This is a genomic window from Flavobacterium sp. (genome assembly GCF_032153895.1).
Lineage (GTDB): Bacteria > Bacteroidota > Bacteroidia > Flavobacteriales > Flavobacteriaceae > Flavobacterium.
In genome coordinates, this window is record NZ_JALDYN010000033.1 from 1 (window position 1) to 21,344 (window position 21,344).

General features: G+C 36.3%; 23 protein-coding genes. 7 read left to right on the top strand and 16 right to left on the bottom strand.

All coding sequences use genetic code 11. The features are described from left to right. The 3 genes from RUH60_RS09900 to lpdA all read right to left on the bottom strand — a co-directional run. The coding region (locus RUH60_RS09900; protein WP_409559659.1) for a TolB family protein at nucleotides 1-609 on the bottom strand (609 nt) is incomplete at its 3' end. 107 nt (nucleotides 610-716) lie between these two features. Beyond that, nucleotides 717-1,133, bottom strand: coding sequence for a cupin domain-containing protein (locus RUH60_RS09905; RefSeq protein ID WP_313807869.1), 417 nt, complete (start codon nucleotides 1,131-1,133; stop codon nucleotides 717-719). A gap of 147 nt (nucleotides 1,134-1,280) precedes the next feature. Further along, the gene (gene lpdA, locus RUH60_RS09910; protein WP_313807871.1) at nucleotides 1,281-2,669 is read right to left on the bottom strand and encodes a dihydrolipoyl dehydrogenase; all 1,389 of its coding nucleotides are present in this window, start codon (nucleotides 2,667-2,669) and stop codon (nucleotides 1,281-1,283) included. 219 nt (nucleotides 2,670-2,888) lie between these two features. On the opposite strand from lpdA, the gene RUH60_RS09915 reads away from it, so the two are divergent. Further along, the gene (locus RUH60_RS09915; protein ID WP_313807873.1) at nucleotides 2,889-3,542 is read left to right on the top strand and encodes a type II CAAX endopeptidase family protein; all 654 of its coding nucleotides are present in this window, start codon (nucleotides 2,889-2,891) and stop codon (nucleotides 3,540-3,542) included. A gap of 29 nt (nucleotides 3,543-3,571) precedes the next feature. Here the strand turns inward: RUH60_RS09915 and RUH60_RS09920 are convergent, their stop codons facing one another. Together RUH60_RS09920 and truA are read right to left on the bottom strand one after the other, a co-directional pair. Beyond that, entirely contained in the window at nucleotides 3,572-5,323 is a 1,752-nt protein-coding gene (locus RUH60_RS09920; protein ID WP_313807875.1) for an ABC transporter ATP-binding protein, read from the bottom strand. Beyond that, complete coding sequence (gene truA, locus RUH60_RS09925; RefSeq protein ID WP_313807877.1) at nucleotides 5,320-6,066, bottom strand: tRNA pseudouridine(38-40) synthase TruA; 747 nt, start codon at nucleotides 6,064-6,066, stop codon at nucleotides 5,320-5,322. The genes RUH60_RS09920 and truA overlap by 4 nt, the downstream gene beginning before the upstream one ends. 162 nt (nucleotides 6,067-6,228) lie before the next feature. Between truA and RUH60_RS09930 the strand changes: the two genes are divergently transcribed. Next, nucleotides 6,229-6,726, top strand: coding sequence for a metallophosphoesterase family protein (locus RUH60_RS09930; protein WP_313807879.1), 498 nt, complete (start codon nucleotides 6,229-6,231; stop codon nucleotides 6,724-6,726). Here the strand turns inward: RUH60_RS09930 and RUH60_RS09935 are convergent. The 4 genes from RUH60_RS09935 to RUH60_RS09950 form a co-directional block, all read right to left on the bottom strand. After that, on the bottom strand, nucleotides 6,694-8,412 hold the full coding sequence (locus RUH60_RS09935; protein WP_313807881.1) for an ATP-binding protein: 1,719 nt from the start codon (nucleotides 8,410-8,412) through the stop codon (nucleotides 6,694-6,696). The two genes, RUH60_RS09930 and RUH60_RS09935, sit on opposite strands and share 33 nt — an antisense overlap. Before the next feature lie 75 nt (nucleotides 8,413-8,487). After that, complete coding sequence (locus tag RUH60_RS09940; protein WP_313807883.1) at nucleotides 8,488-8,781, bottom strand: hypothetical protein; 294 nt, start codon at nucleotides 8,779-8,781, stop codon at nucleotides 8,488-8,490. Nucleotides 8,782-8,808: 27 nt separating this feature from the next. Further along, nucleotides 8,809-9,474 carry a response regulator transcription factor gene (locus tag RUH60_RS09945; RefSeq protein WP_313807885.1) on the bottom strand — a complete coding sequence of 222 codons (666 nt, stop codon included), beginning with the start codon at nucleotides 9,472-9,474 and terminating at the stop codon, nucleotides 8,809-8,811. A 160-nt stretch (nucleotides 9,475-9,634) separates the two neighbouring features. Beyond that, entirely contained in the window at nucleotides 9,635-10,045 is a 411-nt protein-coding gene (locus tag RUH60_RS09950) for a DUF4293 domain-containing protein (RefSeq protein WP_313807887.1), read from the bottom strand. A 184-nt stretch (nucleotides 10,046-10,229) separates the two neighbouring features. Here RUH60_RS09950 and rho point away from each other — a divergent pair, with 184 nt between their 5' ends. Then, nucleotides 10,230-11,888: a transcription termination factor Rho gene (gene rho, locus RUH60_RS09955; protein WP_313807889.1), complete on the top strand. Its 1,659-nt coding sequence runs from the start codon at nucleotides 10,230-10,232 to the stop codon at nucleotides 11,886-11,888. A 68-nt stretch (nucleotides 11,889-11,956) separates the two neighbouring features. Here the strand turns inward: rho and RUH60_RS09960 are convergent, their stop codons facing one another. The 3 genes from RUH60_RS09960 to RUH60_RS09970 are packed head-to-tail and all read right to left on the bottom strand — an operon-like array spanning nucleotide 11,957 to nucleotide 15,221. Beyond that, on the bottom strand, nucleotides 11,957-13,069 hold the full coding sequence (locus tag RUH60_RS09960) for an endonuclease (protein ID WP_313807891.1): 1,113 nt from the start codon (nucleotides 13,067-13,069) through the stop codon (nucleotides 11,957-11,959). A 14-nt stretch (nucleotides 13,070-13,083) separates the two neighbouring features. Continuing rightward, the gene (locus tag RUH60_RS09965) at nucleotides 13,084-14,298 is read right to left on the bottom strand and encodes an RsmB/NOP family class I SAM-dependent RNA methyltransferase (RefSeq protein ID WP_313807893.1); all 1,215 of its coding nucleotides are present in this window, start codon (nucleotides 14,296-14,298) and stop codon (nucleotides 13,084-13,086) included. 47 nt (nucleotides 14,299-14,345) lie between these two features. Continuing rightward, on the bottom strand, nucleotides 14,346-15,221 hold the full coding sequence (locus RUH60_RS09970) for a helix-turn-helix transcriptional regulator (protein WP_313807895.1): 876 nt from the start codon (nucleotides 15,219-15,221) through the stop codon (nucleotides 14,346-14,348). Between the two features lie 100 nt (nucleotides 15,222-15,321). Here RUH60_RS09970 and RUH60_RS09975 point away from each other — a divergent pair, with 100 nt between their 5' ends. Both RUH60_RS09975 and RUH60_RS09980 read left to right on the top strand, forming a co-directional pair. Then, nucleotides 15,322-15,681 carry a DUF983 domain-containing protein gene (locus RUH60_RS09975; protein ID WP_313807898.1) on the top strand — a complete coding sequence of 120 codons (360 nt, stop codon included), beginning with the start codon at nucleotides 15,322-15,324 and terminating at the stop codon, nucleotides 15,679-15,681. Between the two features lie 37 nt (nucleotides 15,682-15,718). Next, the gene (locus RUH60_RS09980; protein ID WP_313807901.1) at nucleotides 15,719-16,810 is read left to right on the top strand and encodes an oxidoreductase; all 1,092 of its coding nucleotides are present in this window, start codon (nucleotides 15,719-15,721) and stop codon (nucleotides 16,808-16,810) included. A gap of 26 nt (nucleotides 16,811-16,836) precedes the next feature. Here the strand turns inward: RUH60_RS09980 and RUH60_RS09985 are convergent, their stop codons facing one another. From RUH60_RS09985 to RUH60_RS09995, 3 genes are read right to left on the bottom strand one after another with little or no spacing between them, the layout of a single operon-like run. Further along, entirely contained in the window at nucleotides 16,837-17,283 is a 447-nt protein-coding gene (locus RUH60_RS09985) for a sensor of ECF-type sigma factor (protein ID WP_313807902.1), read from the bottom strand. Between the two features lie 2 nt (nucleotides 17,284-17,285). Then, complete coding sequence (locus RUH60_RS09990) at nucleotides 17,286-17,669, bottom strand: hypothetical protein (RefSeq protein ID WP_313807904.1); 384 nt, start codon at nucleotides 17,667-17,669, stop codon at nucleotides 17,286-17,288. A 30-nt stretch (nucleotides 17,670-17,699) separates the two neighbouring features. Further along, a complete protein-coding gene (locus tag RUH60_RS09995) occupies nucleotides 17,700-18,242 on the bottom strand; it encodes a sigma-70 family RNA polymerase sigma factor (RefSeq protein WP_313807906.1) in 543 nt (180 codons plus the stop codon). Between the two features lie 226 nt (nucleotides 18,243-18,468). On the opposite strand from RUH60_RS09995, the gene RUH60_RS10000 reads away from it, so the two are divergent. Beyond that, nucleotides 18,469-19,134, top strand: coding sequence for an HAD family hydrolase (locus RUH60_RS10000; RefSeq protein ID WP_313807909.1), 666 nt, complete (start codon nucleotides 18,469-18,471; stop codon nucleotides 19,132-19,134). A gap of 21 nt (nucleotides 19,135-19,155) precedes the next feature. After that, on the top strand, nucleotides 19,156-19,902 hold the full coding sequence (locus tag RUH60_RS10005) for a DUF3667 domain-containing protein (protein WP_313807911.1): 747 nt from the start codon (nucleotides 19,156-19,158) through the stop codon (nucleotides 19,900-19,902). Here RUH60_RS10005 and RUH60_RS10010 read toward each other — a convergent pair. Further along, nucleotides 19,899-21,188, bottom strand: coding sequence for a deoxyribodipyrimidine photo-lyase (locus RUH60_RS10010; protein ID WP_313807913.1), 1,290 nt, complete (start codon nucleotides 21,186-21,188; stop codon nucleotides 19,899-19,901). The two genes, RUH60_RS10005 and RUH60_RS10010, sit on opposite strands and share 4 nt — an antisense overlap. Nucleotides 21,189-21,344 lie beyond the last annotated feature (156 nt).

A 21,344-nucleotide genomic window follows, 5' to 3' on the forward strand; every position in this document is an offset into this window, starting at 1 on the left:
GAAACAACCGCCGTCGTAACCTAAACCGTTTGTAATCTGCTTCAGATTGCTTCCGTCGATATCCATCGTCCAGATTTCCAAATCGCCGCTTCGGATGCTAGTAAAAGCGATTTTCTTTCCGTTGGGAGAAACTACAGCTTCAGCATCATAACCTGGTGAATTGGTTAGTTGTTTTACAATCTGTCCTTGCTTATCGGCCATATAAATGTCGAATTCCGGATAAATTGCCCAAAGGTATTTTCCGTCTTTTGGTTTTGGCGGAGCAGGGCAGGCGTGGTTAGCCGCGTGAGTGGAAGCGTATAAAATGTGTTTTCCGTCGGGCATGAAAAAAGAGCAAGTGGTTCGGCCTTTTCCCGTGGAAACCAGTTTTAAACTTTTACTGTCTATGTTGGGTTGAGTCAAATCCAATGAATAAATCTGATCGCATTCGGCACCTAAATCATGGTTGGTTACCTGAAGCGTTAACGATTTTCCGTTTGGGCTGAAATAGGCTTCAGCATTGTCGCCGCCGAAGGTTAGTTTTTTTATATTTTTCAGATTGGTTTCTTGGGCAATTCCTGTGAATGATACCGAAACTAATATGGAAAGAACAATATTTCTTGTTTTCATAAGTTAGTTTTAAACAACACTAAAATACTAAAAGATTTGGTTTGTCGGAATAAAAAAAATCCGCTTTACTCGTGCAAAACGGACTTTTACTTTTTGAAATCGTTAAATCACTTTTTAGTTTTAGTGGTCATTGTCTTCATTTTTTTGACCATTTTAGGTTTGATTTCAGTTACAATCATTTTGGCAGAATTTGCCCCGAGATTTTTGGCCATATGTGTTACTTTAGGAATAAATAATGATTCACCAGCTTTTATTTCTACAGTAACTGGATCTTTATCTTTATCGGTTATTTCAACTTTGGCATCTGTTAAGGCATAAATGGTGTGATCGGGATGATGGTGCCATGGAATTGTTTCTCCTGCAGGAATTTCTAACTCAATTACTCTTACAACATCATTCTCAAGAAGTACTTTTTTATACACGTTCGGAGCTACTTTTACAGGATCTTGTCCGTACATAAGTGCGCATGGTATCAGAAATAATCCGATAAGAAGCGCTTTTGGTGTTAACTTAATTGTTTTCATTGTATTTAGTTTTCAATTGATTTCAATTAAGTGGTATTCGAATACAAATTTACGAACTTATGATTTTAAAGTACTGGTAATTAGTGAAATAAAAAAATCCGTTCTGCTTTCACAAAACGAATTCTCAATATTTTGAATTTTAAATTTTTATAAGTGGATTACTTCACCGTAAGCATCGGCTACAGCTTCCATAACAGCTTCACTCATTGTTGGGTGAGGGTGAACTGCTTTTAAGATTTCGTGACCTGTAGTCTCTAATTTACGAGCCACAACAGCTTCAGCAATCATATCGGTTACTCCGGCTCCAATCATGTGGCAACCTAACCATTCGCCATATTTAGCGTCGAAAATTACTTTTACGAAACCATCAGGAGTTCCAGCTGCTTTTGCTTTACCAGAAGCTGAGAATGGGAACTTACCGATTTTCAATTCGTATCCTTTTTCTTTTGCCTGTTTTTCAGTTAAACCAACCGAAGCAATTTCAGGAGTTGCATACGTACAACCCGGAATGTTTCCGTAGTCTAAAGGCTCAACGTGTAAACCAGCGATTTTCTCCACACACAGAATTCCCTCCGCTGAAGCAACGTGTGCTAAAGCTTGTCCTGGCGTTACGTCACCAATTGCGTAGTAACCCGGAACGTTAGTTTGGTAGTATGAATTTACTAAGATTTTATCTCTGTCGGTAGCGATGCCTGTTTCTTCTAAACCGATGTTTTCGATGTTGGTTTTGATTCCAACCGCAGAAAGCACGATGTCAGCCTCAAGGATTTCTTCTCCTTTAGCAGTTTTTACCGTAGCTTTTACTCCGTTACCAGAAGTGTCAACTTTTTCAACAGAAGCGTTGGTCATAATGTTGATTCCTGCTTTTTTCAACGAACGCTCAAATTGTTTTGAGATATCTTCGTCTTCTACCGGAACGATGTTAGGCATGAATTCCACGATAGTTACTTCAGTTCCCATCGCATTGTAGAAATGTGCAAATTCCACACCGATTGCTCCAGAACCTACAACAATCATTTTCTTAGGTTGCTCAGGTAATACCATTGCTTGGCGGTATCCGATTACTTTTTTACCATCTTGCGGCAAGTTTGGTAATTCTCTTGAACGAGCACCTGTAGCAATGATGATATGGTCAGCTGAATATTCAGTAACTTTTCCGTCAGCAGCAGTCACATCTACTTTTTTACCTGGTTTTACTTTTCCGAAACCGTCGATTACGTCAATTTTGTTTTTCTTCATCAAGAACTGAACACCTTTGCTCATTCCTTCGGCAACACCGCGAGAACGTGCAATTACAGCTCCGAAATCTTTATCAGCACCTTCAACTTTTAAACCATAGTCTGAAGCATGTTTTAGGTAGTCAAAAACCTGAGCCGATTTCAATAAAGCTTTGGTTGGGATACAGCCCCAGTTCAAGCAAATTCCTCCAAGGTTTTCTTTCTCGATAACGGCTACTTTAAAGCCTAATTGTGATGCTCTGATAGCGGTTACATACCCACCAGGACCACTTCCTAAAACAATAACATCGTATTTCATATCTCTTAATTATTTCTTTGTTAGTTTGTGATTGCGAAAATACGGATTTATTTGTTTGCGGCAATGAAAGTGTTTTTCAAATTGGGTTTCTTATAGTTTTGTTAAAATAAAATTACTTGATATATCAAATAATTTTATTTGAAATATATTTGTACGAAATGATTGGGTTTTATGTTCCGATTTGTTTCAAATGTTTAATTTTTAATCTGTTACCAATTTATGAATTCAGTCTCAAAATTACTTAATACAAAACTTGCCGCTTTATTGTTGTTTGTATCCATGTTTGCCTTTATTTTTAATCCATGGACAAAATTTCCGTATACGTTCCTGGTAATAATTTCAGCTATTTTTCTGTTTACTTATTTACAGGATGCGGATTTAAAGGCGCTAAATTTTAAGAAAATCAATCTAAAAACTATCGGAATCATAATAGCCGTGTTTGCTGTTTTGGAACTATCAATGGATTTTATTTTCCAGCCGATGATAACAAAGCTATTTAATGAGCCAGCCGATTATTCCAGTTTTGAGGTTTTGAAAGGTAATTCGGCAATGTATTTCAAGTATTTAGCTTTTATGTGGCTTTCTGCTGCTTTTGCAGAAGAACTTTTATTTAGAGCGTTTGCGTTTTCTCAATTTAGAAAAATAATTGGCGACCATAAAATTCTAATTGTGATTTTGAGTGCGGTATTGTTTTCCCTTCCGCATATTTATCAGGGTGGTGTAGGTTTGGTAATTACTTTTTTGTTTGGTTTGGCCTTTGGATGGATTTACCTGAAGTATCAAAACATCTGGATTAACATTATAGTACACGGGTTAATTGATACGCTTTTCTTAACTCTTGCTTACTACGATTTGCTAAGTTTTTACAATTAGATAGTTCTTCAAGCCTAAGGGCAATACCATCAGTTATTCTCCACAGCAAATTGTGATTCATACAGATTTTTGTAATAACCTTCCGCCTTACTGATTAATTCGTAATGTTTGCCTTCTTCCACGATTTGGCCTTTGTCCATCACGATGATTTTATCGGCATTGATAACGGTTGCCAAACGGTGCGCAATTACAATGGAAGTTCGGCCTTGAGTAACGGTTTCTGTTGCTTTCTGAATTAATTCTTCGGAATAAGTGTCAATGGAAGACGTTGCTTCGTCCAAAATCAGAATACTCGGATTACTCACATAAGCGCGCAAAAACGCAATCAGTTGTCTTTGTCCGGAAGATAACATGACACCACGTTCTTTCACGTTGTAATCGTAGCCGTTAGGTAAACTCATAATGAAATCGTGGGCACCAATTTTTTTAGCCGCAACAATTACATCTTCTCGGGTAATTTCAGGATTGTTCAGCGTGATATTGTTGAAAATCGAATCGGCGAAAAGAAAAACATCTTGTAAAACGATGGCAATTTGTTTGCGCAAACTGTCCAAATCGAAAGCGTTGATGTTGGTGTTGTCGATTAAAATTTCACCACTGTCAATTTCGTAGAATCGGTTTAAAAGATTGATAATTGTAGATTTTCCAGCACCGGTTGAACCGACAATCGCAATCGTTTCGCCTGCGTTTACTTTCAGATTGATGCCTTTCAGTACTTCTTCGTCTTTGATGTAACTGAAACGAACATTTTTGATATCAATTTCACCTTTAAAATGGCCGGCAATAGTGCTTCCGGATTCTTGCATCAATTCTTCTTTATCCAAAACTTCAAAAACACGTTCGGCAGCGATGATTCCCATTTGCATTACGTTGAATTTATCTGCAATCTGACGTAACGGGTTGAATAACATACCGATTAACATCGTATAAGCAAATAAATCTCCAAACGTTGTCATGTTGTCACCGTTCATAATGTTCCATCCACCGTACCAAACCACCAAACCTAAAGTAAGTGAAGATAAAATATCGGCAATAGGGAAGAAGATGGAGTTGTACAGGATATTTTTTAACCACGCTTTGTTGTGTAACTGGTTGATTTCCTTGAATTTTTCCAGTTCAATTTCTTCTCGGTTGAACAACTGAACGATTTTCATTCCTGTAACGCGCTCCTGAACAAAAGTATTTAAATTAGCTACTTGTGTTCGCACTTCTTCGAAAGCGATTTTCATTTTTTGCTGGAAGATTCGGGTCGCGTAAACCAAAATCGGCATGCCTAAAACGACAATGCAGCTTAGTTTCCAGTTCATGTAGAACATAATTCCTAAAACCACTACCATTTTCATCAAGTCGCTGACAATCATGAATAAACCTTGGCTGAAAATACTCGCAATCGATTCAATATCAGTTACCGAACGGGTTACTAATTTTCCAACCGGTTCATGATCGAAATATTTCATTCGGAAACGGGTAATGTGGCTGAAGAGTTTTTCCCGAATATCCTTTACAATATCTTGTCCCAACCAACTTGCCCAATAAGTAAAATAAAACTGTGAGGCAACCTCGAGTACCAACACTAAAGCCATCAAACCGATGTAAAATAGCAAACCTTCTTTGTCGTGAACTTTTAAATAAGTGTCCACGGTTTGTTTCAGTAAATAGGGGCGAAGTGCGGCAAATATTGATAAAGTAACCGCAAAAACCACAACCATATAAAGCCTTGATTGATAAGGCTTGGCGTATTGCATTACTTTTTTTAATGATATGGATTGTAGGGCTTTCATGATTGCTTGTGAAGATACGGATAATTTACTTTGGTTAAATACAAACCGTGCGCCGGAACTGAAAATCCTGCTTTTCCTCTGTCTTTGCTTTCAATTATTTTTCGGAAATCTTCAAGGGAAATTTTACCCAAACCAACACCAATTAACGTTCCAACGATAGCGCGAACCATATTACGTAAAAAACGATCCGCCGAAATGGTAAAAACCAAACGGTTTCCGTCTTGTTGCCAAAAAGCTTCTTTGATGTCACAATTGAAGGTTCTTACATCGGTATGAACTTTTGAAAAACATTCGAAATCCTTGTATTCAAAAAGAATTTTGGCAGCTTCGTTCATTTTTGCAACGTCAAGCGGATGAAAATGATACCAGCTTCCTTCGTGTTCAAAAGCGTCTTTGAAAGTGTGAATGTGATATTCGTAAGTTCGGCTGGTGGCATCAAATCGGGCGTGAGCGTCTTCGTGTAACGAAATCAATCCAAACACAACGATATCTTTCGGTAAAAATGAATTGAGTTTTTTGGTCCAGAATTCCGAATCTAAATTTTCCTCAAAATCAAAATGCGCATACATCTGCTTCGCGTGTACACCGGTATCGGTACGACCAGCACCCACTACATCAATCTCTTTTTTAAGAAGTGTAGAAAGTGCTTTGTTCAAGGTTTCCTGTACCGATATGGATTGTGGCTGGTATTGCCAACCGTGGTAATTTTTTCCGTTGTATGCGAATTCGATGAAATATCTCAAGGTTTTTTAGGCTCAAAAGTTCAGAAGAGCAAAGTTACAAAGTTTATTGAAAAAGTGACTGAGTCGCCGAGTTCCTTAGTCATAAAGTTTTCTAAATATTTAATATGTGATTTAAGAGTGCAACTTAGTAACTTAGCAACACAGAAACTCAGTCACTCTTAAATGAAAAAAATCCTTTTACTTTCCGATACGCACAGTCATATAGACGACACCATTTTAAAATACGTAAAATTAGCTGATGAAGTTTGGCATGCCGGAGATATTGGAGATTTGTCGGTTACCGATACGATTAAACATTTAAAACCTTTACGAGCTGTTTTTGGTAATATTGATGATGGAAAAGCACGTTTGGAGTTTCCGTTGCACAATCGTTTTCTGTGTGAAGGCGTGGATGTTTGGATTACACATATTGGCGGTTATCCCGGAAAATACAATCAGGAGATTCGAAGTGAAATTAAAAGTAATCCGCCGAAATTATTCATTTGTGGACACTCACATATTTTGAAAGTGCAATTTGATAAAGAGTTGAATTTACTACATATGAATCCCGGTGCGGCTGGTAAACACGGTTTTCATCAGGTGCGAACAATGTTGCAGTTTGAAATCGACGGCGATAAAATTCAAAATTTAAATGTTGTGGAATTGGGAACCCGCGTTTGATTTTTTTTCAGGAATATCCACTTTTAAGTAAATTAAAGTTCCTGTATTTTCTTTGGAATTGATACTGATGGAACCGTTCATATTTTTGATGCGCGCTTTTATTTGCGATAATCCTAAGCCTTCTTTTTTATCATCTTTCTTTTTAAAACCATGGCCGTTATCTTCAATATTGATAGTAAGTTGGTTTTCGGTTTTATCTAATGTTAGCGATGATTTTGTTGCCTTACTGTGCTTGATGATGTTGTTAAACAATTCGTTTACAATAAAATAGATTTTGGTTTCAAAGTCGTGATTGAAACGATGTTCTTTTGTTATAAACGTATTGAATTCAAAATCGATTAGCGAATTGGAATTTTTCTCACACAAATCCTGTAAAGCACTGATTAAACCTAATTTTTCAAGAACAGGTGGTACCAAATCGTGTGACAAATCCCGAACTTTATCGTGGGCTTCTTTTAAAATGGCTTTTGTTTTAATCAAATCTTCTTTGATTTCTGGATGATTGGCTTCAATAGCGGAAAGATGTAATCCTGCCGAAGATAGCAAAGCACTGATATTGTCGTGTAAAACGCTGGAAAGTCTTTTACGTTCGTCTTCCTGACCGTCAATGGTTGCATTAATGATATTTTGCTGAGTTTTTTGGTAAACGTCTTTCAGTTTACTTTTTTGACGCAGTTTTAAATTCTGGTAAAAGAAATAAAACAATACCGCCAGAAAACATAAAATGGCGAATAACAAATAAAGAATCTTCTCGTTTTTGAGCTGTTTCTGTTTTAGAATAAGCTCTTTTTCTTTGTACTCGTTTTCGGCTTTGTCTAATTCGTATTGGGTTTTTATTTTTTCGAGTTCGGAATCGTTTTTATAATCAACAACATAACTCAAGTAATCAACATATCTGGTTTGGTAATAATAAGCTTTTTTGAGATCACCTAGTTTTTCATAAACAAAAGAAATGTTCAACGTGGCAGATCCATAATAATTTGATAAGGTGTCAACATTTTTGCTGTTTAGGATTTCTAAAAGTTTTTTTTCTGCCACATTATATTCTTCATTATAAATATAACTTACTATGAGATTTGACTCTGCAGTTTCAATTGCGTTTTTCTCTTTCGATTTTAAGGCATAAATTAAAGAGGAATCTAAATATTTTTTAGCAATGTCATGCTCATCAATATTGGAATAAAAATAAAAATGGTCATTATAAACTTTTGCTAATAAATGATCATATTTTATTTTATGAGCACTTTTTAAACTAGGTTCAAGGTATTTAAATGCACTGTCATTTTTTCCGGTTTCTAAATAAGTTACCAGAAGTAATTCGTTTGATTTTGCAATTACAGTGTCATTTTTTGCTTTTCTTGCAAGAGTTAATGTTCTTTTGGAATTCTCTATTGCTTTCGAATGTTTTTTTAATTTTAAATAGGAAAAACTAAGATTGTTTAAGAGTTTTACCCTTTCATAATCAACGGCTTTATTTCTTGTTTTATTTATGGCGTCTAAAGTAGATTTGTATGCACGCTTGTTATCTTTTAAATCATTTGTCAGTAAATTATAAGTTTTGTTAGTCTGTTGAATATACTGATTATAATTTTTGTTGTCTAAGTAGAATTTTGCTCTTTCGCTTGAGTAGTTCAGAGCTTTTACATATTGATGATTATCCTTATAAATAGTAAATGAATCCTTCACTGCTTTTTGCTGAGAAAAAGCAGTGAAGGAAACAAAGGAAAATAAAAGCCAAGTAAATCTCACCAATGTATTTTTTTAGCAGTCATTTTCATTTATTGTAACTTTTGGTCTTCTTGTAGTAACACTGTTGTAGGTTTCTTGAAAATATACATTCAATAAGCCCGCAGCACTGTTAAATGTACAGTTTTGGTCTACATAAGTACCTGAAGGTTGTGATTGACCGGAATTTAACTGCACAGAAACAGTATGAATATCTTTTGATGCATCATACGATGTTGTAAAATTACAATTGTTTGGGATGCTAAAACTGAATTCAAATTCTTCTGTTCCCAACTCCGAAATGAAGCCATAATTTTTGATTAATGCCATAAATTTTTTGTTTTTTAGGTTTGTAATTTAATTTTTTAAAAGATTGTGTTTGTAAGCAAATTTGACCAAACCGATTGTGGTTTTTACGTTTAATTTTTTAATCAGGTTTTTGCGGTGGGTTTCCACGGTATTGGTACTAATGTATAAAGCATCACTAATTTCTTTTCCGCTGTATTCCAGTGAAATGAGTTTTAAGATTTCCATTTCGCGTTCGGTGATGGATTGTAAAACCTCTTCTTCATTAATATGATTGTTATCGGTTTCACGACCTGCAAACGACTGGAAAATTTTTTCGCGAACAGTTTTAGAATAAAATTCTTCACCATTATAAACAGTTGTAATAGCCTCCATAAGATGTTCGCCAGCGGATTGTTTGGTTAAATAACCTTTGGCACCCAAGTGAAGTACTTCTTTGATAAACTTGATGTCGTCATAACTCGAAAAAACTATTACTGAACACGGAAATCCTTTTTCATTGAATTCTTTTAGTGTTTCAATACCGTCTTTCTCAGGCATGTTAATGTCCATGATAAGTATATCAGCTTTTTTAGACACGATTTTATCATACAGATTTTCCCCGGATAATGAGAAACCAACCACTTCAAATGATTTATTGGTTTTTAAGACGGCGATTAGTCCGTCAATAAGTACTTGGTGGTCGTCCGCTAAATAGATGCGTATTTTTTCCGTCATTTGGGCAATCTGTTTAAATCAAATATATAACAAAAATTGGTGATAAACTTCACCATAATTAGTGATTTTGCCTCACTAAATTTAGTGATATGAAATAAAAAAATCCGAACCAATGATGATTCGGATTTTCTTCGCGCACTAATAAACTAAGATGATAGGTTTATCGTAATCGATCCACAGATTTTACAAGATCTTCGTCCTTCTTGATGGCTCTGTTGGCCAAAACCAACAAAACGATAGAAACAATAGGAAGAAACATCCCAATACCCTTCTCAGAAACTTGCGCTTCTCCGGATAAAGTTAGCGTGCGATACACAAATAATCCTAGTAATATAACGTTTAATATCATGTTCAGTCTGTTCATTACAAACTGATTTTGTCTTTTTTTATACCCAAGAAGGCTAACCAATGCTAAAGTCATGCTCAATCCGAATAAAACTGAAAAAGCCATATCCTTCATGAAAAAGAATTCTTTTCCCTGAACATCTTTCCAAAGAGGAAATACAAACGGTAAAACACCGTTGCAGATGAAAACCAGAAAAAGGTAAATACTTTGAATTCTTTGAATCATTGTTTCGCTTTGTTGTCCCGCAAAAATAGGATTCTTTTTCGTATAAAACCTATTGTTTTTTAAATTAAATTCGTATTATTGCAGTACAAAATCGTAAGTACTTCATTTTACGATTGTTTCAATGAAAAAAATCACTACTTTTTTATTTCTACCATTTACGACTAATTAAATTCACAGAACATACATGTTTGATATTGATGTGTTAAAAGAAATGAAGCTTCCAGAGCTTCAGGAAATTGCCAAGGTGGCTAAAATTAACAAATATCGCAATCTTAAGAAGGAAGAACTTATTTATCAGATTTTAGATCTTCAGGCTGCGAACCCTAATGTTATTGAAACTTCAAAGCCAGATCAGGAAGCTAAATCTGATAAACCAAAACGTGCTCGAATTACTAAAAACGAAGAGCCAGTATCAGAAACTTCAAAGGAAACCGTTGCTGAAGTTAAGTCAGAAATTAAGCCTGATGCAGAAGTGAGAGAGCAGAAACGTGAGCCTTTCAACAAAAAGAAAGATTTTCAGCAAAAACAGCGTTTCAACAAAGAAAACAATCCAAACTTTCAGCCTCGTCAGCAAAATAACGAAACTGCAGAAGAAACTGTGGTTGAAAAAGCCGAAACTCAGGCACCGGTTCAAAACCAACAGAACCAGAATCAACAGAATTCAAATCAGAATCCAAACCAACATCAGAAAAATAAAAAACAAAATTTCCGCGAACCGGATTACGAATTCGACGGAATCATTGAAAGTGAAGGTGTTTTGGAAATGATGCCGGACGGATACGGATTTTTACGTTCTTCAGATTATAACTATTTAGCGTCACCAGATGATATTTACTTATCACAATCTCAAATTCGTTTATTCGGATTGAAAACGGGTGATACGGTAAAAGGAGTGGTACGTCCACCCAAAGAAGGAGAGAAGTATTTTCCACTTGTAAAAGTGTTGAAAATCAACGGACATGATCCTCAAGTAGTTCGTGACAGAATTTCGTTCGAACATTTAACACCGCTTTTCCCGGAAGAAAAATTCAAATTAGCGGAACGTCAAAGTACAATTTCTACCAGAATCATCGATTTATTTTCGCCAATCGGAAAAGGACAGCGTGGTATGATTGTTGCCCAGCCGAAAACCGGTAAAACGATGTTACTGAAAGATATTGCCAATACAATTGCAGCCAATCATCCTGAAGTTTATCTAATCGTTTTATTGATTGACGAACGTCCGGAAGAGGTAACCGATATGCAACGCAGTGTCCGTGGTGAAGTAATTGCTTCCACATTCGATGAGCCAGCAGAACGTCACGTAAAAGTGGCCAATATAGTTTTAGAAAAAGCAAAACGTTTGGTAGAGTGTGGTCACGATGTAGTGATTTTATTGGATTCCATTACACGTTTAGCAAGAGCTTACAATACCGTACAACCTGCATCAGGTAAAGTGTTGAGTGGAGGTGTGGACGCCAATGCGTTACAAAAACCAAAACGTTTCTTCGGAGCAGCGCGTAACATTGAAAATGGAGGTTCTTTGAGTATCATCGCTACAGCATTAACTGAAACTGGTTCTAAAATGGACGAAGTTATCTTTGAAGAGTTTAAAGGAACAGGTAATATGGAATTACAGTTGGATAGAAAAATTGCCAACCGTCGTATTTTCCCGGCTATCGATTTGACATCTTCCAGTACACGTCGCGACGATTTGTTGTTGGATGAAGGAACGATTCAGCGTATGTGGATTATGCGTAAATATCTAGCCGATATGAACCCGGTTGAGGCAATGGAATTCATCAACGACCGATTCAAAAAGACAAGAAACAACGAAGAGTTCTTAATCTCGATGAATGATTAAGACTTATTCATAAAAATAAAAAATCCACCAATTTGGTGGATTTTTTTTTGTGTTCAAATTTCAGGGAATTAGTTCACTAAAATTTTCTTAGTTGCAGTCTGATTGTCAAACGAAGTCAGTTTTACAAAATAGAAACCTTGTGGTAAGTTTTCTAAAGTGTACACATTTGAAATATTGTTTGGCTTGTTGATTTTCTGAACAACTTGTCCGTTGATGTTGATCAATTCAATCTCGCTTAATTCCACTTCAGAATTGATGTTGATTCTGTTGTTTTTGGTTGGGTTAGGGTAGATTGAGATGTTAGCCGTTGTTTCAAAAGAATCAGTACTTAATCTTGGTCCCCAAATAACTTCAACCCATTCCGGATGATCAATATAAGGGTTTCGGTTGTTTTGACGCGCATAAATGGCATTGTTTCGGTCAATTTCTCTTTGACTTACAGGGTCTAAATAATGCCATTGTTTTAAAATTTCAAGATGGGTATCGGTTAGAACCTGATTACTGGTTCCGTTAAACATTTCGTAAGGCCAACTAGCAACATTGTCTTCATATCTTGTAGCAAAATATAAAATCATACGAGCGATATCGCCTTTGAATTCATTGATAGGTTCAAAGATGGTTCCGGTGTAACCTGCTGAATACCCTGAATTTAAATTTGGACCTCTTTTCGATCCATTGGTGTAGGTGTTTGTTGGAGAACTCGTTCTTCCAAAAGGAAAATCACCACGTTGTGCGTTTACATATTTATCCGATGGAACTACAAAGTGAGCATCGGAATACATTGGCTGGTCAGAACTAAAAACTGACTGAGGAATAATGTGCTCTCGGTTATATTTTTGACATTCTGCTGTTCCTCCTGTACCATTATCTTGATTAATACCGTAAGTGAATTCACAGTTATCAGGTCCGGTTGGGTTTTCAGTATACATATCCAACATGGTTCCGTTATTTTCGTAATACAAATCAATATCAGAAGTAGTATAAGTTACGTATAATCCTGCATAACCAGGATCAGTTGCGATATGTTCGGAAGGAATTGCATCACTTTGATTATCAATAATCTTTTTCAAATTCGTTTTCAATACATATCCTGTTCCGGTAGCAGTGTTGTAATAACCAGAAGGCTGAGCAAAGCCGACAACAACGCTCAATATTGCAAATATTGTGTAAAGTTTTTTCATAATCTATTTTGGGGTTACATTTTACGTTCTAATAAAGCCATGTAAAATCCGTCAAATCCGGATTCTGAGGCTAAAACCTTGATATCCTTAACAAAGGTAAAGTTTTTTCCGTTTTCAGTGTTTAAGAATTTCTTAATTTGTTCCTGATTTTCAGAGGGTAACACGGAGCAAGTCGCATAAACCATTTTGCCGCCCGGTTTTACAATTTTAGAGTAATTTTCCAAAACTTCCGCCTGAACTTTCTTAATGTTCTCAATGAATTCCGGCTGTAATTTCCACTTGCTGTCCGGGTTTCGTTTTAAAACACCTAATCCGCTACAAGGTGCGTCAATTAATACACGGTCAGCTTTTTCGTAAAGTTTTTTGATGGTTTTTGTTCCTTCGATAACACGCGGTTCAATATTGTGTACGCCATTTCTTCTGGCGCGTAATTTCAATTGATTCAGTTTACTTTCGTACAAATCCATTGCGATTAATTGGCCTTTGTTGTCCATTAAGGAAGCCATGTGCAACGTTTTTCCGCCCGCACCAGCACACGTATCAACTACACGCATTCCTGGTTTTACATCTAGGAAAGGAGCGACTAATTGCGAAGAAGCATCCTGTACTTCGAACAATCCGTCTTTAAAAGCCTGCGTTAAAAAAACATTGGCTCTTTCTTTTAAGATTAAAGCATCTTCGTATTTTTTATCGAATTCCGTTTCAATATTCAAATCCATCAAAATGGCGCGAAGCTTTTCTTTGGTGGTTTTCAATCGGTTTACACGTAAAATTACTTTGGCTTGTTGGTTTTGAGCAGCAATTTCTTTCGTCCAAAGCTCTTCGCCTAATTCTTTTACACCCAATTCGTCCATCCAGTCTGGAATCGATTCTCTTAGTTTTCGGTTTTTTGATAACTCGTCAAATTTCCCTTTGATACGGCGAACCGGTGTGCTTTCGAAATACTTCCAATCCGGTAAAGTGTATCCGCGTAAAACGGCCCAAACGGCAAACATTCTCCAGATGTTATCGCGGTCGTAAGGTTCTCTAACTTCGGCAATTTCAGCATACAAACGTTTCCAACGCACAATTTCGTAGATGGTTTCAGCAACGAATTTACGGTCGTGGCTTCCCCAGCGTTTGTCTTTTTTAAGTGCGATGGCTACTACTTTGTCGGCATACTGACCTTCATTGAAAATCGCCATAAGCGAATCAATTACGGTGAAAACTAAATTGCGGTGTAATCTCATTGTTTGAAAAAATAAGCCTGCAAAGATAGTAAATTATTTGCAATGGTTTAGTTGTAGCGTTTTATAAATTCCGATGGTGTTGCACCGCATTTTTTCTTGAAAATTCTAGAAAAATAAGCGTAGTCGTCATAGCCTAAATCTTCAGCAATTTCGCTGAAACTGAATTGTTTACTGATTAATTCTCTTTTAGCTTCCAAAAAAACGCGTTCTAAAATCATGTCTGTTGAAGTTTTGCCAACTCTATTTTGAGTAATCCGATTCAAATGTTTGGCAGAAATGTTTAACCAATTGGCATATTGTGATGGCGATTTTTCGGTTTTGAAATGGGTTTCGATGAGTTCTTCAAATTTACGAAAAGTTACAGAATAGTTATTTTGTGGAATGATTTCAGTAGTTTGATTTTCAATGTATAATCGTGTACTCTCAATATAAATCAAATCGATAAGTGAAAGAATTTTAGAAGTTTTCAAAATGAATTCAAATTGATTTTCGGTATAAATTTGGTTGAATAAATCTGAAAAAAGTTTGGTTTGAATCGTATCAACCGAGAGCATCGGCGAATTCTGAACACTATAAAAAAACGGAAAATTATTTACCCGATTTGAAGCAAAATGCAAATCATAAAACGATTGCGTATGAAAAAAGATAAATCCCTGAATATCATCGGATAATTCCCAATGGTGCATTTGCCCTGGATTTAAAAAAAATAAAGTTCCCGGTTTTACATCATATCGGATAAAATCAATTTCATGAAAACCGTTACCATGAGTGAAAAGTACAGTTAGGTAGAAATTGTGTTTATGGGGTTTATGGATGTTTTTATGAGCTGTAACAATGTGATTTTCTATCGTATTGGTGTAAAATTCTTTTCTTTTTTTAATCGATTCAAATTGTTGAATATCTAAAACTGCAAAATTTTTCATAATACGCTCAATAGAATTATGTCCTAAAAGTACAAATATTTGCGTAATTTTGTTTTGTTGTCGATGGTAAAACTACCGAAATTTGTATAAAAAATAAGTTATGTCAGTTTTAGTAAATATTCTCGGAGAAAAATGTCCTAAATGTGGAATTGGGAAAGTGTTTGCAGACAAAGGAAATATCTTTTTATTGCGCCTTCCTAAAATGAATCACGACTGTTCACATTGCCATCACAAATTTGAAAAAGAGCCGGGCTATTTTTTCGGTTCGATGTTTGTGAGTTATGCCGTTACTGTTGCAGAAATGATTGTTTTCTTCCTGATTGCCAATCAGTTTATTGACAGTTATGTAACCATAGTTGTTTTAATTGGTATTCTGGCTATTGTATTGAGTACCTTTAATTTCAGACTTTCCCGAATGATTTGGATTTATATGCTCGACGGAAAAGACAAGAAAATCTAACGCAATTTTGTAAATTAGCTTCTCTAAAAGCGTTGAAATGAGAAGTTTTTTAGCCCTTATCACGATAGTTTTTTGCAGTTCCTGTAATGTTAAATCCATTTTTAATAAAACAGAAGCTCCTAAAACGGAAGAAGTAAAACCACCTGCTTTTGAACCAAGTTTCACAACAGTAGCAGTCGATACGCTTTTGGCTGAAAAGTTGAGCATCCGCACTTTAGTTATCGATAACAATAAGGTTTGGTATGCCGCCAACAACGGAAATTACGGCAATATTGACTTGAAAGACGGAAAGCGCTTCGTCGGTCATATTCAGAAAGATACTTTGAAGCTGGAGTTTCGTAGTATGGCACAGACCGAAGACAATATTTTCGTTTTAGCCATCGGAAATCCTGGGCTTTTGTACCGAATTTCAAAAGGCGAATCTGCTGTAGCATTGGTTTACGAAGAAAAAGGTGAAAAAGTATTTTATGATGCAATTAATTTTTGGAATGAAAACGAAGGGATAGCTATTGGCGACCCAACCGAAGATTGCTTTTCTTTACTCATTACCCGAGATGGCGGTCAAACCTGGAAAAAAATACCTTGTGAAGCATTACCCAAATTAGCTGAAGGCGAAGCTTTTTTCGCTGCAAGCAATACCAATATCAATATAAAAGGGGAGAGAACTTGGATTGTTTCTGGAGGAAAAAAGTCGCGAGTATTTTATTCAGAAGATAAAGGAAAAACGTGGCAAGTTACTGAAACGCCAATCCTTCAGGGAAGCAGTATGACCGGAATTTTCTCTGCAGATTTTTACGATGAAACCATAGGTTTTGCCACTGGCGGTGATTATGAAAAACCGCAACAAAACTTCGGAAACAAAATCATCACTTCAGATGGTGGAAAAACCTGGAGTTTAGTCGGTGAAAACAATGGTTATGGTTACGGTTCATGCGTTCAGTTTGTTCCTGGAAGTAATGGCAATGAGCTGGTAACTGTTGGTGCTTCAGGAGTTTTCTATTCTTACGATAAAGGTAAAACTTGGAATAAAATAGCCGATTACAAAGATTTATTCACACTTCGTTTTATTGATTCTAAAATGTTTATTGCCGCCGGAAATAAGAAAATTTTACGATTTCGATTGCAATAAAAAAGGAGCAAATTGCTCCTTAAGTATTATTTTTTGTCTTTTTTGTGGCGCATCTGACGCAAGAGTTTTTCCTTGAACTCGATTTCCAACTGTTTCAGCATCAGTATTTTTTGGTTCGGAATAACGCCTTGTAAATCTTTTACCAATTTGCGTTTGTTGTTCTGCATTTCGGTTTCCAACTGATCGTCCTGTTCCATTAAAGTTGCCGTTTCTTTATCGCTCAAACCTGTAGTGTTTTCCGGGCGAAGCTTGTGCATCAACTGTCTTTTTTGCTTATGAAATTCCAGCTGACGTTCTTCAAACTGATTGTAAATTGGCCAGAATTTTTCCGCTTCTTCCGGTTTTAAATCCAAACGGTCAGACAGAAACGCAACCTTTAAAGCCTTAATGCGTTCAAAGCGTTCCTGCTTCTTGTCTTGGGCAAAAAGAGCAATTGAAAAAACAAGTACAAGTAGTGTTACAATTTTCTTCATAACTAATCGATATATTCGTTAACGTAAGCTTCCGATTCGGCACCGTAAAGCCCTAATTCATTTTCAAAAGCGGTAATATCGGCATCGGTTAATTGCGCTGCGATATCTTCGGTTGTAATGTCACTTTGATACGCCAAATACGTTTCTGTGGTCGTTTGCAGTTCCGTGGTTTGCGAATTAGTGTATAACCAAACGCCTAAACTCACTGTAACTACAGCGGCAATCGCGCTAATCCAAGTGGTTTTTCTTTTCCATAGCGAAACTACACGAACATCTTTCTCAGGAAGTTGCTGCATCAATCGTTCCTCAAAACTCTCGAAATAATTCTCGGGAATTTTAAAACCGGATTCGATTTTCGGGTCGTTATGTAAATCAAACTGTTTCATATCATTAAGACAAATTTATCGTCAAAAGGTTTAATTCGTATTCAAATAATCTTCAATCTTTTTCACGGCATGAAAGTAAGAAGCCTTCAAAGCACCAACCGAAGTTTCCAGAATTTCAGACATGTCTTCGTACTTCATTTCTTCAAAATACTTCATTTTAAAAACCAATTGTTGCTTCTCTGGTAATGTCGCCACAGCATTCTGTAATTTCAGCTGAATTTCATCCCCGTCATAATCAACATCGGCTTGTAAACTGTTTATGGCTTTTTCCTGAACTTCTTCGCTCGAAATGCCTTGTTTCTTCGCACGTTGGTTGATGAACGTTATCGCTTCGTTAGTCGCAATGCGATAAATCCACGAGAACAATTTGCTGTCACCTTTAAAATTTTTCAGGTTCTGAAAGACTTTCACAAACGTATTCTGAAGAATGTCATCCGAATCATCGTGATTCAAAGCAATGTTTCGAATATGATTGTACAACGGTCGCTGATACTCGCGCACCAATTTCCGAAACGCCTCATTTTGGGTTTTCGGGTCAAGCAACGCGGCGATAAAAGCTTTTTCGTCCTGCAAGTGAATTCGATTTGTTGATAAGACTAAAGATACGGGAAAAGGTTTAATTTGAGTTATAAGTTATGAGGAAGGAGCGAATGGTTGTTTTGTGTCAGTAATCGTAATTCCTGCTTTCCGCGCTACACGGTAGCTTGCTGCAATCAGGGCTAGGAGTGAAACCATTTTAATTTTTGTAAGCAAAAAACTCCGCAACTTTGTACCTTTGCTGCTTTACAACAACACAATAATGATTAAAACTGTAATTTTTGATATGGACGGCGTAATCGTCGATACCGAACCTGTTCATAAATACGCTTACTACCAACATTTCAACGAATTAGGTATCGAAGTTTCTGAGGAATTGTATGCTTCTTTTACCGGAAATTCCACCCGAAATGTGTTCCAACGCATTAAAGAAACCTTCAATTTAGAGCACGATGTCGAGGAATTGATTCTTCGCAAACGTCTTTTGTTCAATGAAGCTTTCGACACCAAACCCGATTTGGAATTAATTTCAGGCGTGGAAACTTTAATCAAAGAGTTACACGCAAACGGAATGCAATTAATTTTAGCTTCGTCGGCTTCTAAAAGCACGATTAATCGCGTGTTTACACGTTTTGATTTGTACCAATATTTTACGCATACGGTTAGTGGGGAAGATTTTCCAAAATCCAAACCCGATCCGGCTATTTTTCTGCATGCGGCTTCGTTATCGGTAGCGCCAAAAGAACATTGTATTGTTATTGAAGACAGCACCAATGGTGTAAAAGCATCACACTCCGCCGGAATTTTTTGTGTCGGCTATCATAGCGAAAATTCAAAACATCAGGATTTGACTTTGGCAAACCACATTATCTATGATTTCAGTGAAATTGATTTTGTAACCGTTTCAAACCTTAAGAAAAAAGCCTAACTTAGTGAAAAACTAAGGCTTATGGCTGAAAAACAACAATGTCTTAATTGTGATTCAGAATTAACAACGGCTTATTGTGGAGTTTGTGGGCAGAAAGCGTCTACCCACCGTTTTTCCTTTAAAGAAGTTGTAATCACCGATTTCATGCATGGAATTTTTCATCTGGATAAAGGTTTCTTCTTCACCCTAAAAGAATTAGTAACTCGGCCTGGACACAGTATTCGGGAATATGTTCAAGGTAAAAGAGCCAGTCATTTCAGTTATTTTACGTTGTTGGTTATATTGATAACGATTTCGTTTCTAGTGAGTAAGCTCGCTGAAATTAATATTGCGGAGATTTATCAAAAGAATGGTCAAGGCGTTTTTTCTGAAATACAAGCTTTTCAAAGTAAATATCCGAGAGGTTTTTTGTTGGTTTCCATCCCGATTTACTCGATTTTCAGTTTTTTGTTCTTCCGAAAAAGTAAATTGAATTTTGCCGAAAACATGGTACTCAACTGCTACCGAACCGCTGCCGAATATCTGTTTACCATTGTTTTTTACATTGCTTGTGTTTTTATGAAAAACATTGATTTAATCAGTGTTTCGTATGCTTTTCTGCAAGTCTTGGTTTTAATTTACATGATTGTATTTTACTACCAGTTCTTTTCAGAATATTATCAGAATAAAATTCTATTGTTCTTAAAAACTGTTTTAGTGTCAGTTTTAATTACAGTAATGAGCACGGTTATCATCATTTTTGCCATTGGAGTTTACGCTTCCAATTAGTCGTTTAGCGCATTTTTGTATGTTTTTAAGCATTTTTCTCTGGCTTCCTGATGATTTACAATCTGGTCCGGATAAGCAGCAGTGTTTAATTCCGGAATCCATTTTTTTACGTACACCAAGTCTTTGTCAAATTTTTTAAGTTGTTCCACCGGATTGAAAATTCTGAAATAAGGCGCTGCATCTACACCGCTTCCGGCAGCCCATTGCCAGTTACCCACATTGCTCGCTTGTTCATAATCTAATAATTTCTGAGCAAAATAGGTTTCGCCCCAACGCCAATCAATCAAAAGATGTTTGCAAAGAAAACTGGCGACTATCATCCGAACACGGTTGTGCATGTGTCCGGTCGCATTGAGTTCCCGCATGCCGGCGTCTACAAAAGGATAACCGGTTTTTCCTTCACACCATTTTTCAAATAAATCTTCATTGTTGCTCCATTGCACAGCATCGTATTTTTCCTTAAAACTACGGTTTGCTGTATGTGGAAAATGCCATAATATCTGCATAAAAAACTCACGCCAAATTAACTCGTTCAGAAAAGTTTCATTGTTTGCAGATTTTGCGTGTTTCACCATTTTTCGAATAGAAACCGTTCCGAATCGCAAGTAAACGCCTAACATTGAAGTGCCTTCTACAGCTGGGAAATTCCGAGTTGTTTCGTATTGATTGATGAGTTTTTCTGAAATGTCAAAAGGTTTGGGTTTAATGGATGATTTTTCAAATCCAATATCGGTTAAACTTAAAAAAGGATAAGAGTGAGACGTAATGTTGCCGAGTAAGTTCTCGGATGGGTAAGCAATCAAATTCGTCTGATTTAATTTTTCCTTCCATTTTTTAGAGTAAGGCGTAAAAACCACATATGGATTTCCGTCATCTTTTACTACTTCACTTTTCTCAAAAATGACTTGATCTTTACAGGTTTTGAATTCAATGTTGTTGTTTTTCAAAAGCTGAAAAATTGCTTTGTCACGTTTTCTCGCAGCCGGTTCGTAATCTTGATTAGTGTATACTGTGGATATTTTATTTTCAGTAATTAAGGTTTGAAATACGGTTTCCGGAGTGCCGTGAAATACAGCTAAAGCCTTTCCGATTTTAGATAAATCAGAATGAATTTTTTCAAGTTGTTCTTGGATGAAGGTAACCCTAGAATCCTCTTTTTCAAGTTGGGAAAGAATGGTTTCATCAAAAATGAAGATAGGAAGTACTTCATCATTACCGTTTAAAGCATGAAATAAAGCGGTATTGTCGTCCAGTCGTAAATCTCTCCGAAACCAGAAAATTGTCATTCATTAAATGTTTAAATCGTTAGAATGAAAGTAAAAGTAACTCGTTTTTACAATTCCCTTAACATTTGAAGCGATATTTTTTGTTAAATTCGTGTACACTAATTAAGCATTTTATTTTATGAAAAAAGTTATTCTTTCTGCGGCTTTGTTGTTTGC

Excerpts from the sequence above, each read along its gene's own strand:
- RUH60_RS09905 (WP_313807869.1), bottom strand. The coding sequence starts at position 1,133 with ATGAAAACAATTAAGTTAACACCAAAAGCGCTTCTTATCGGATTATTT.
- lpdA (WP_313807871.1), bottom strand. The coding sequence starts at position 2,669 with ATGAAATACGATGTTATTGTTTTAGGAAGTGGTCCTGGTGGGTATGTA.
- RUH60_RS09915 (WP_313807873.1), top strand. The coding sequence starts at position 2,889 with ATGAATTCAGTCTCAAAATTACTTAATACAAAACTTGCCGCTTTATTG.
- RUH60_RS09920 (WP_313807875.1), bottom strand. The coding sequence starts at position 5,323 with ATGAAAGCCCTACAATCCATATCATTAAAAAAAGTAATGCAATACGCC.
- RUH60_RS09930 (WP_313807879.1), top strand. The coding sequence starts at position 6,229 with ATGAAAAAAATCCTTTTACTTTCCGATACGCACAGTCATATAGACGAC.
- RUH60_RS09940 (WP_313807883.1), bottom strand. The coding sequence starts at position 8,781 with ATGGCATTAATCAAAAATTATGGCTTCATTTCGGAGTTGGGAACAGAA.
- RUH60_RS09945 (WP_313807885.1), bottom strand. The coding sequence starts at position 9,474 with ATGACGGAAAAAATACGCATCTATTTAGCGGACGACCACCAAGTACTT.
- RUH60_RS09950 (WP_313807887.1), bottom strand. The coding sequence starts at position 10,045 with ATGATTCAAAGAATTCAAAGTATTTACCTTTTTCTGGTTTTCATCTGC.
- rho (WP_313807889.1), top strand. The coding sequence starts at position 10,230 with ATGTTTGATATTGATGTGTTAAAAGAAATGAAGCTTCCAGAGCTTCAG.
- RUH60_RS09960 (WP_313807891.1), bottom strand. The coding sequence starts at position 13,069 with ATGAAAAAACTTTACACAATATTTGCAATATTGAGCGTTGTTGTCGGC.
- RUH60_RS09965 (WP_313807893.1), bottom strand. The coding sequence starts at position 14,298 with ATGAGATTACACCGCAATTTAGTTTTCACCGTAATTGATTCGCTTATG.
- RUH60_RS09970 (WP_313807895.1), bottom strand. The coding sequence starts at position 15,221 with ATGAAAAATTTTGCAGTTTTAGATATTCAACAATTTGAATCGATTAAA.
- RUH60_RS09975 (WP_313807898.1), top strand. The coding sequence starts at position 15,322 with ATGTCAGTTTTAGTAAATATTCTCGGAGAAAAATGTCCTAAATGTGGA.
- RUH60_RS09980 (WP_313807901.1), top strand. The coding sequence starts at position 15,719 with ATGAGAAGTTTTTTAGCCCTTATCACGATAGTTTTTTGCAGTTCCTGT.
- RUH60_RS09985 (WP_313807902.1), bottom strand. The coding sequence starts at position 17,283 with ATGAAGAAAATTGTAACACTACTTGTACTTGTTTTTTCAATTGCTCTT.
- RUH60_RS09990 (WP_313807904.1), bottom strand. The coding sequence starts at position 17,669 with ATGAAACAGTTTGATTTACATAACGACCCGAAAATCGAATCCGGTTTT.
- RUH60_RS10000 (WP_313807909.1), top strand. The coding sequence starts at position 18,469 with ATGATTAAAACTGTAATTTTTGATATGGACGGCGTAATCGTCGATACC.
- RUH60_RS10005 (WP_313807911.1), top strand. The coding sequence starts at position 19,156 with ATGGCTGAAAAACAACAATGTCTTAATTGTGATTCAGAATTAACAACG.
- RUH60_RS10010 (WP_313807913.1), bottom strand. The coding sequence starts at position 21,188 with ATGACAATTTTCTGGTTTCGGAGAGATTTACGACTGGACGACAATACC.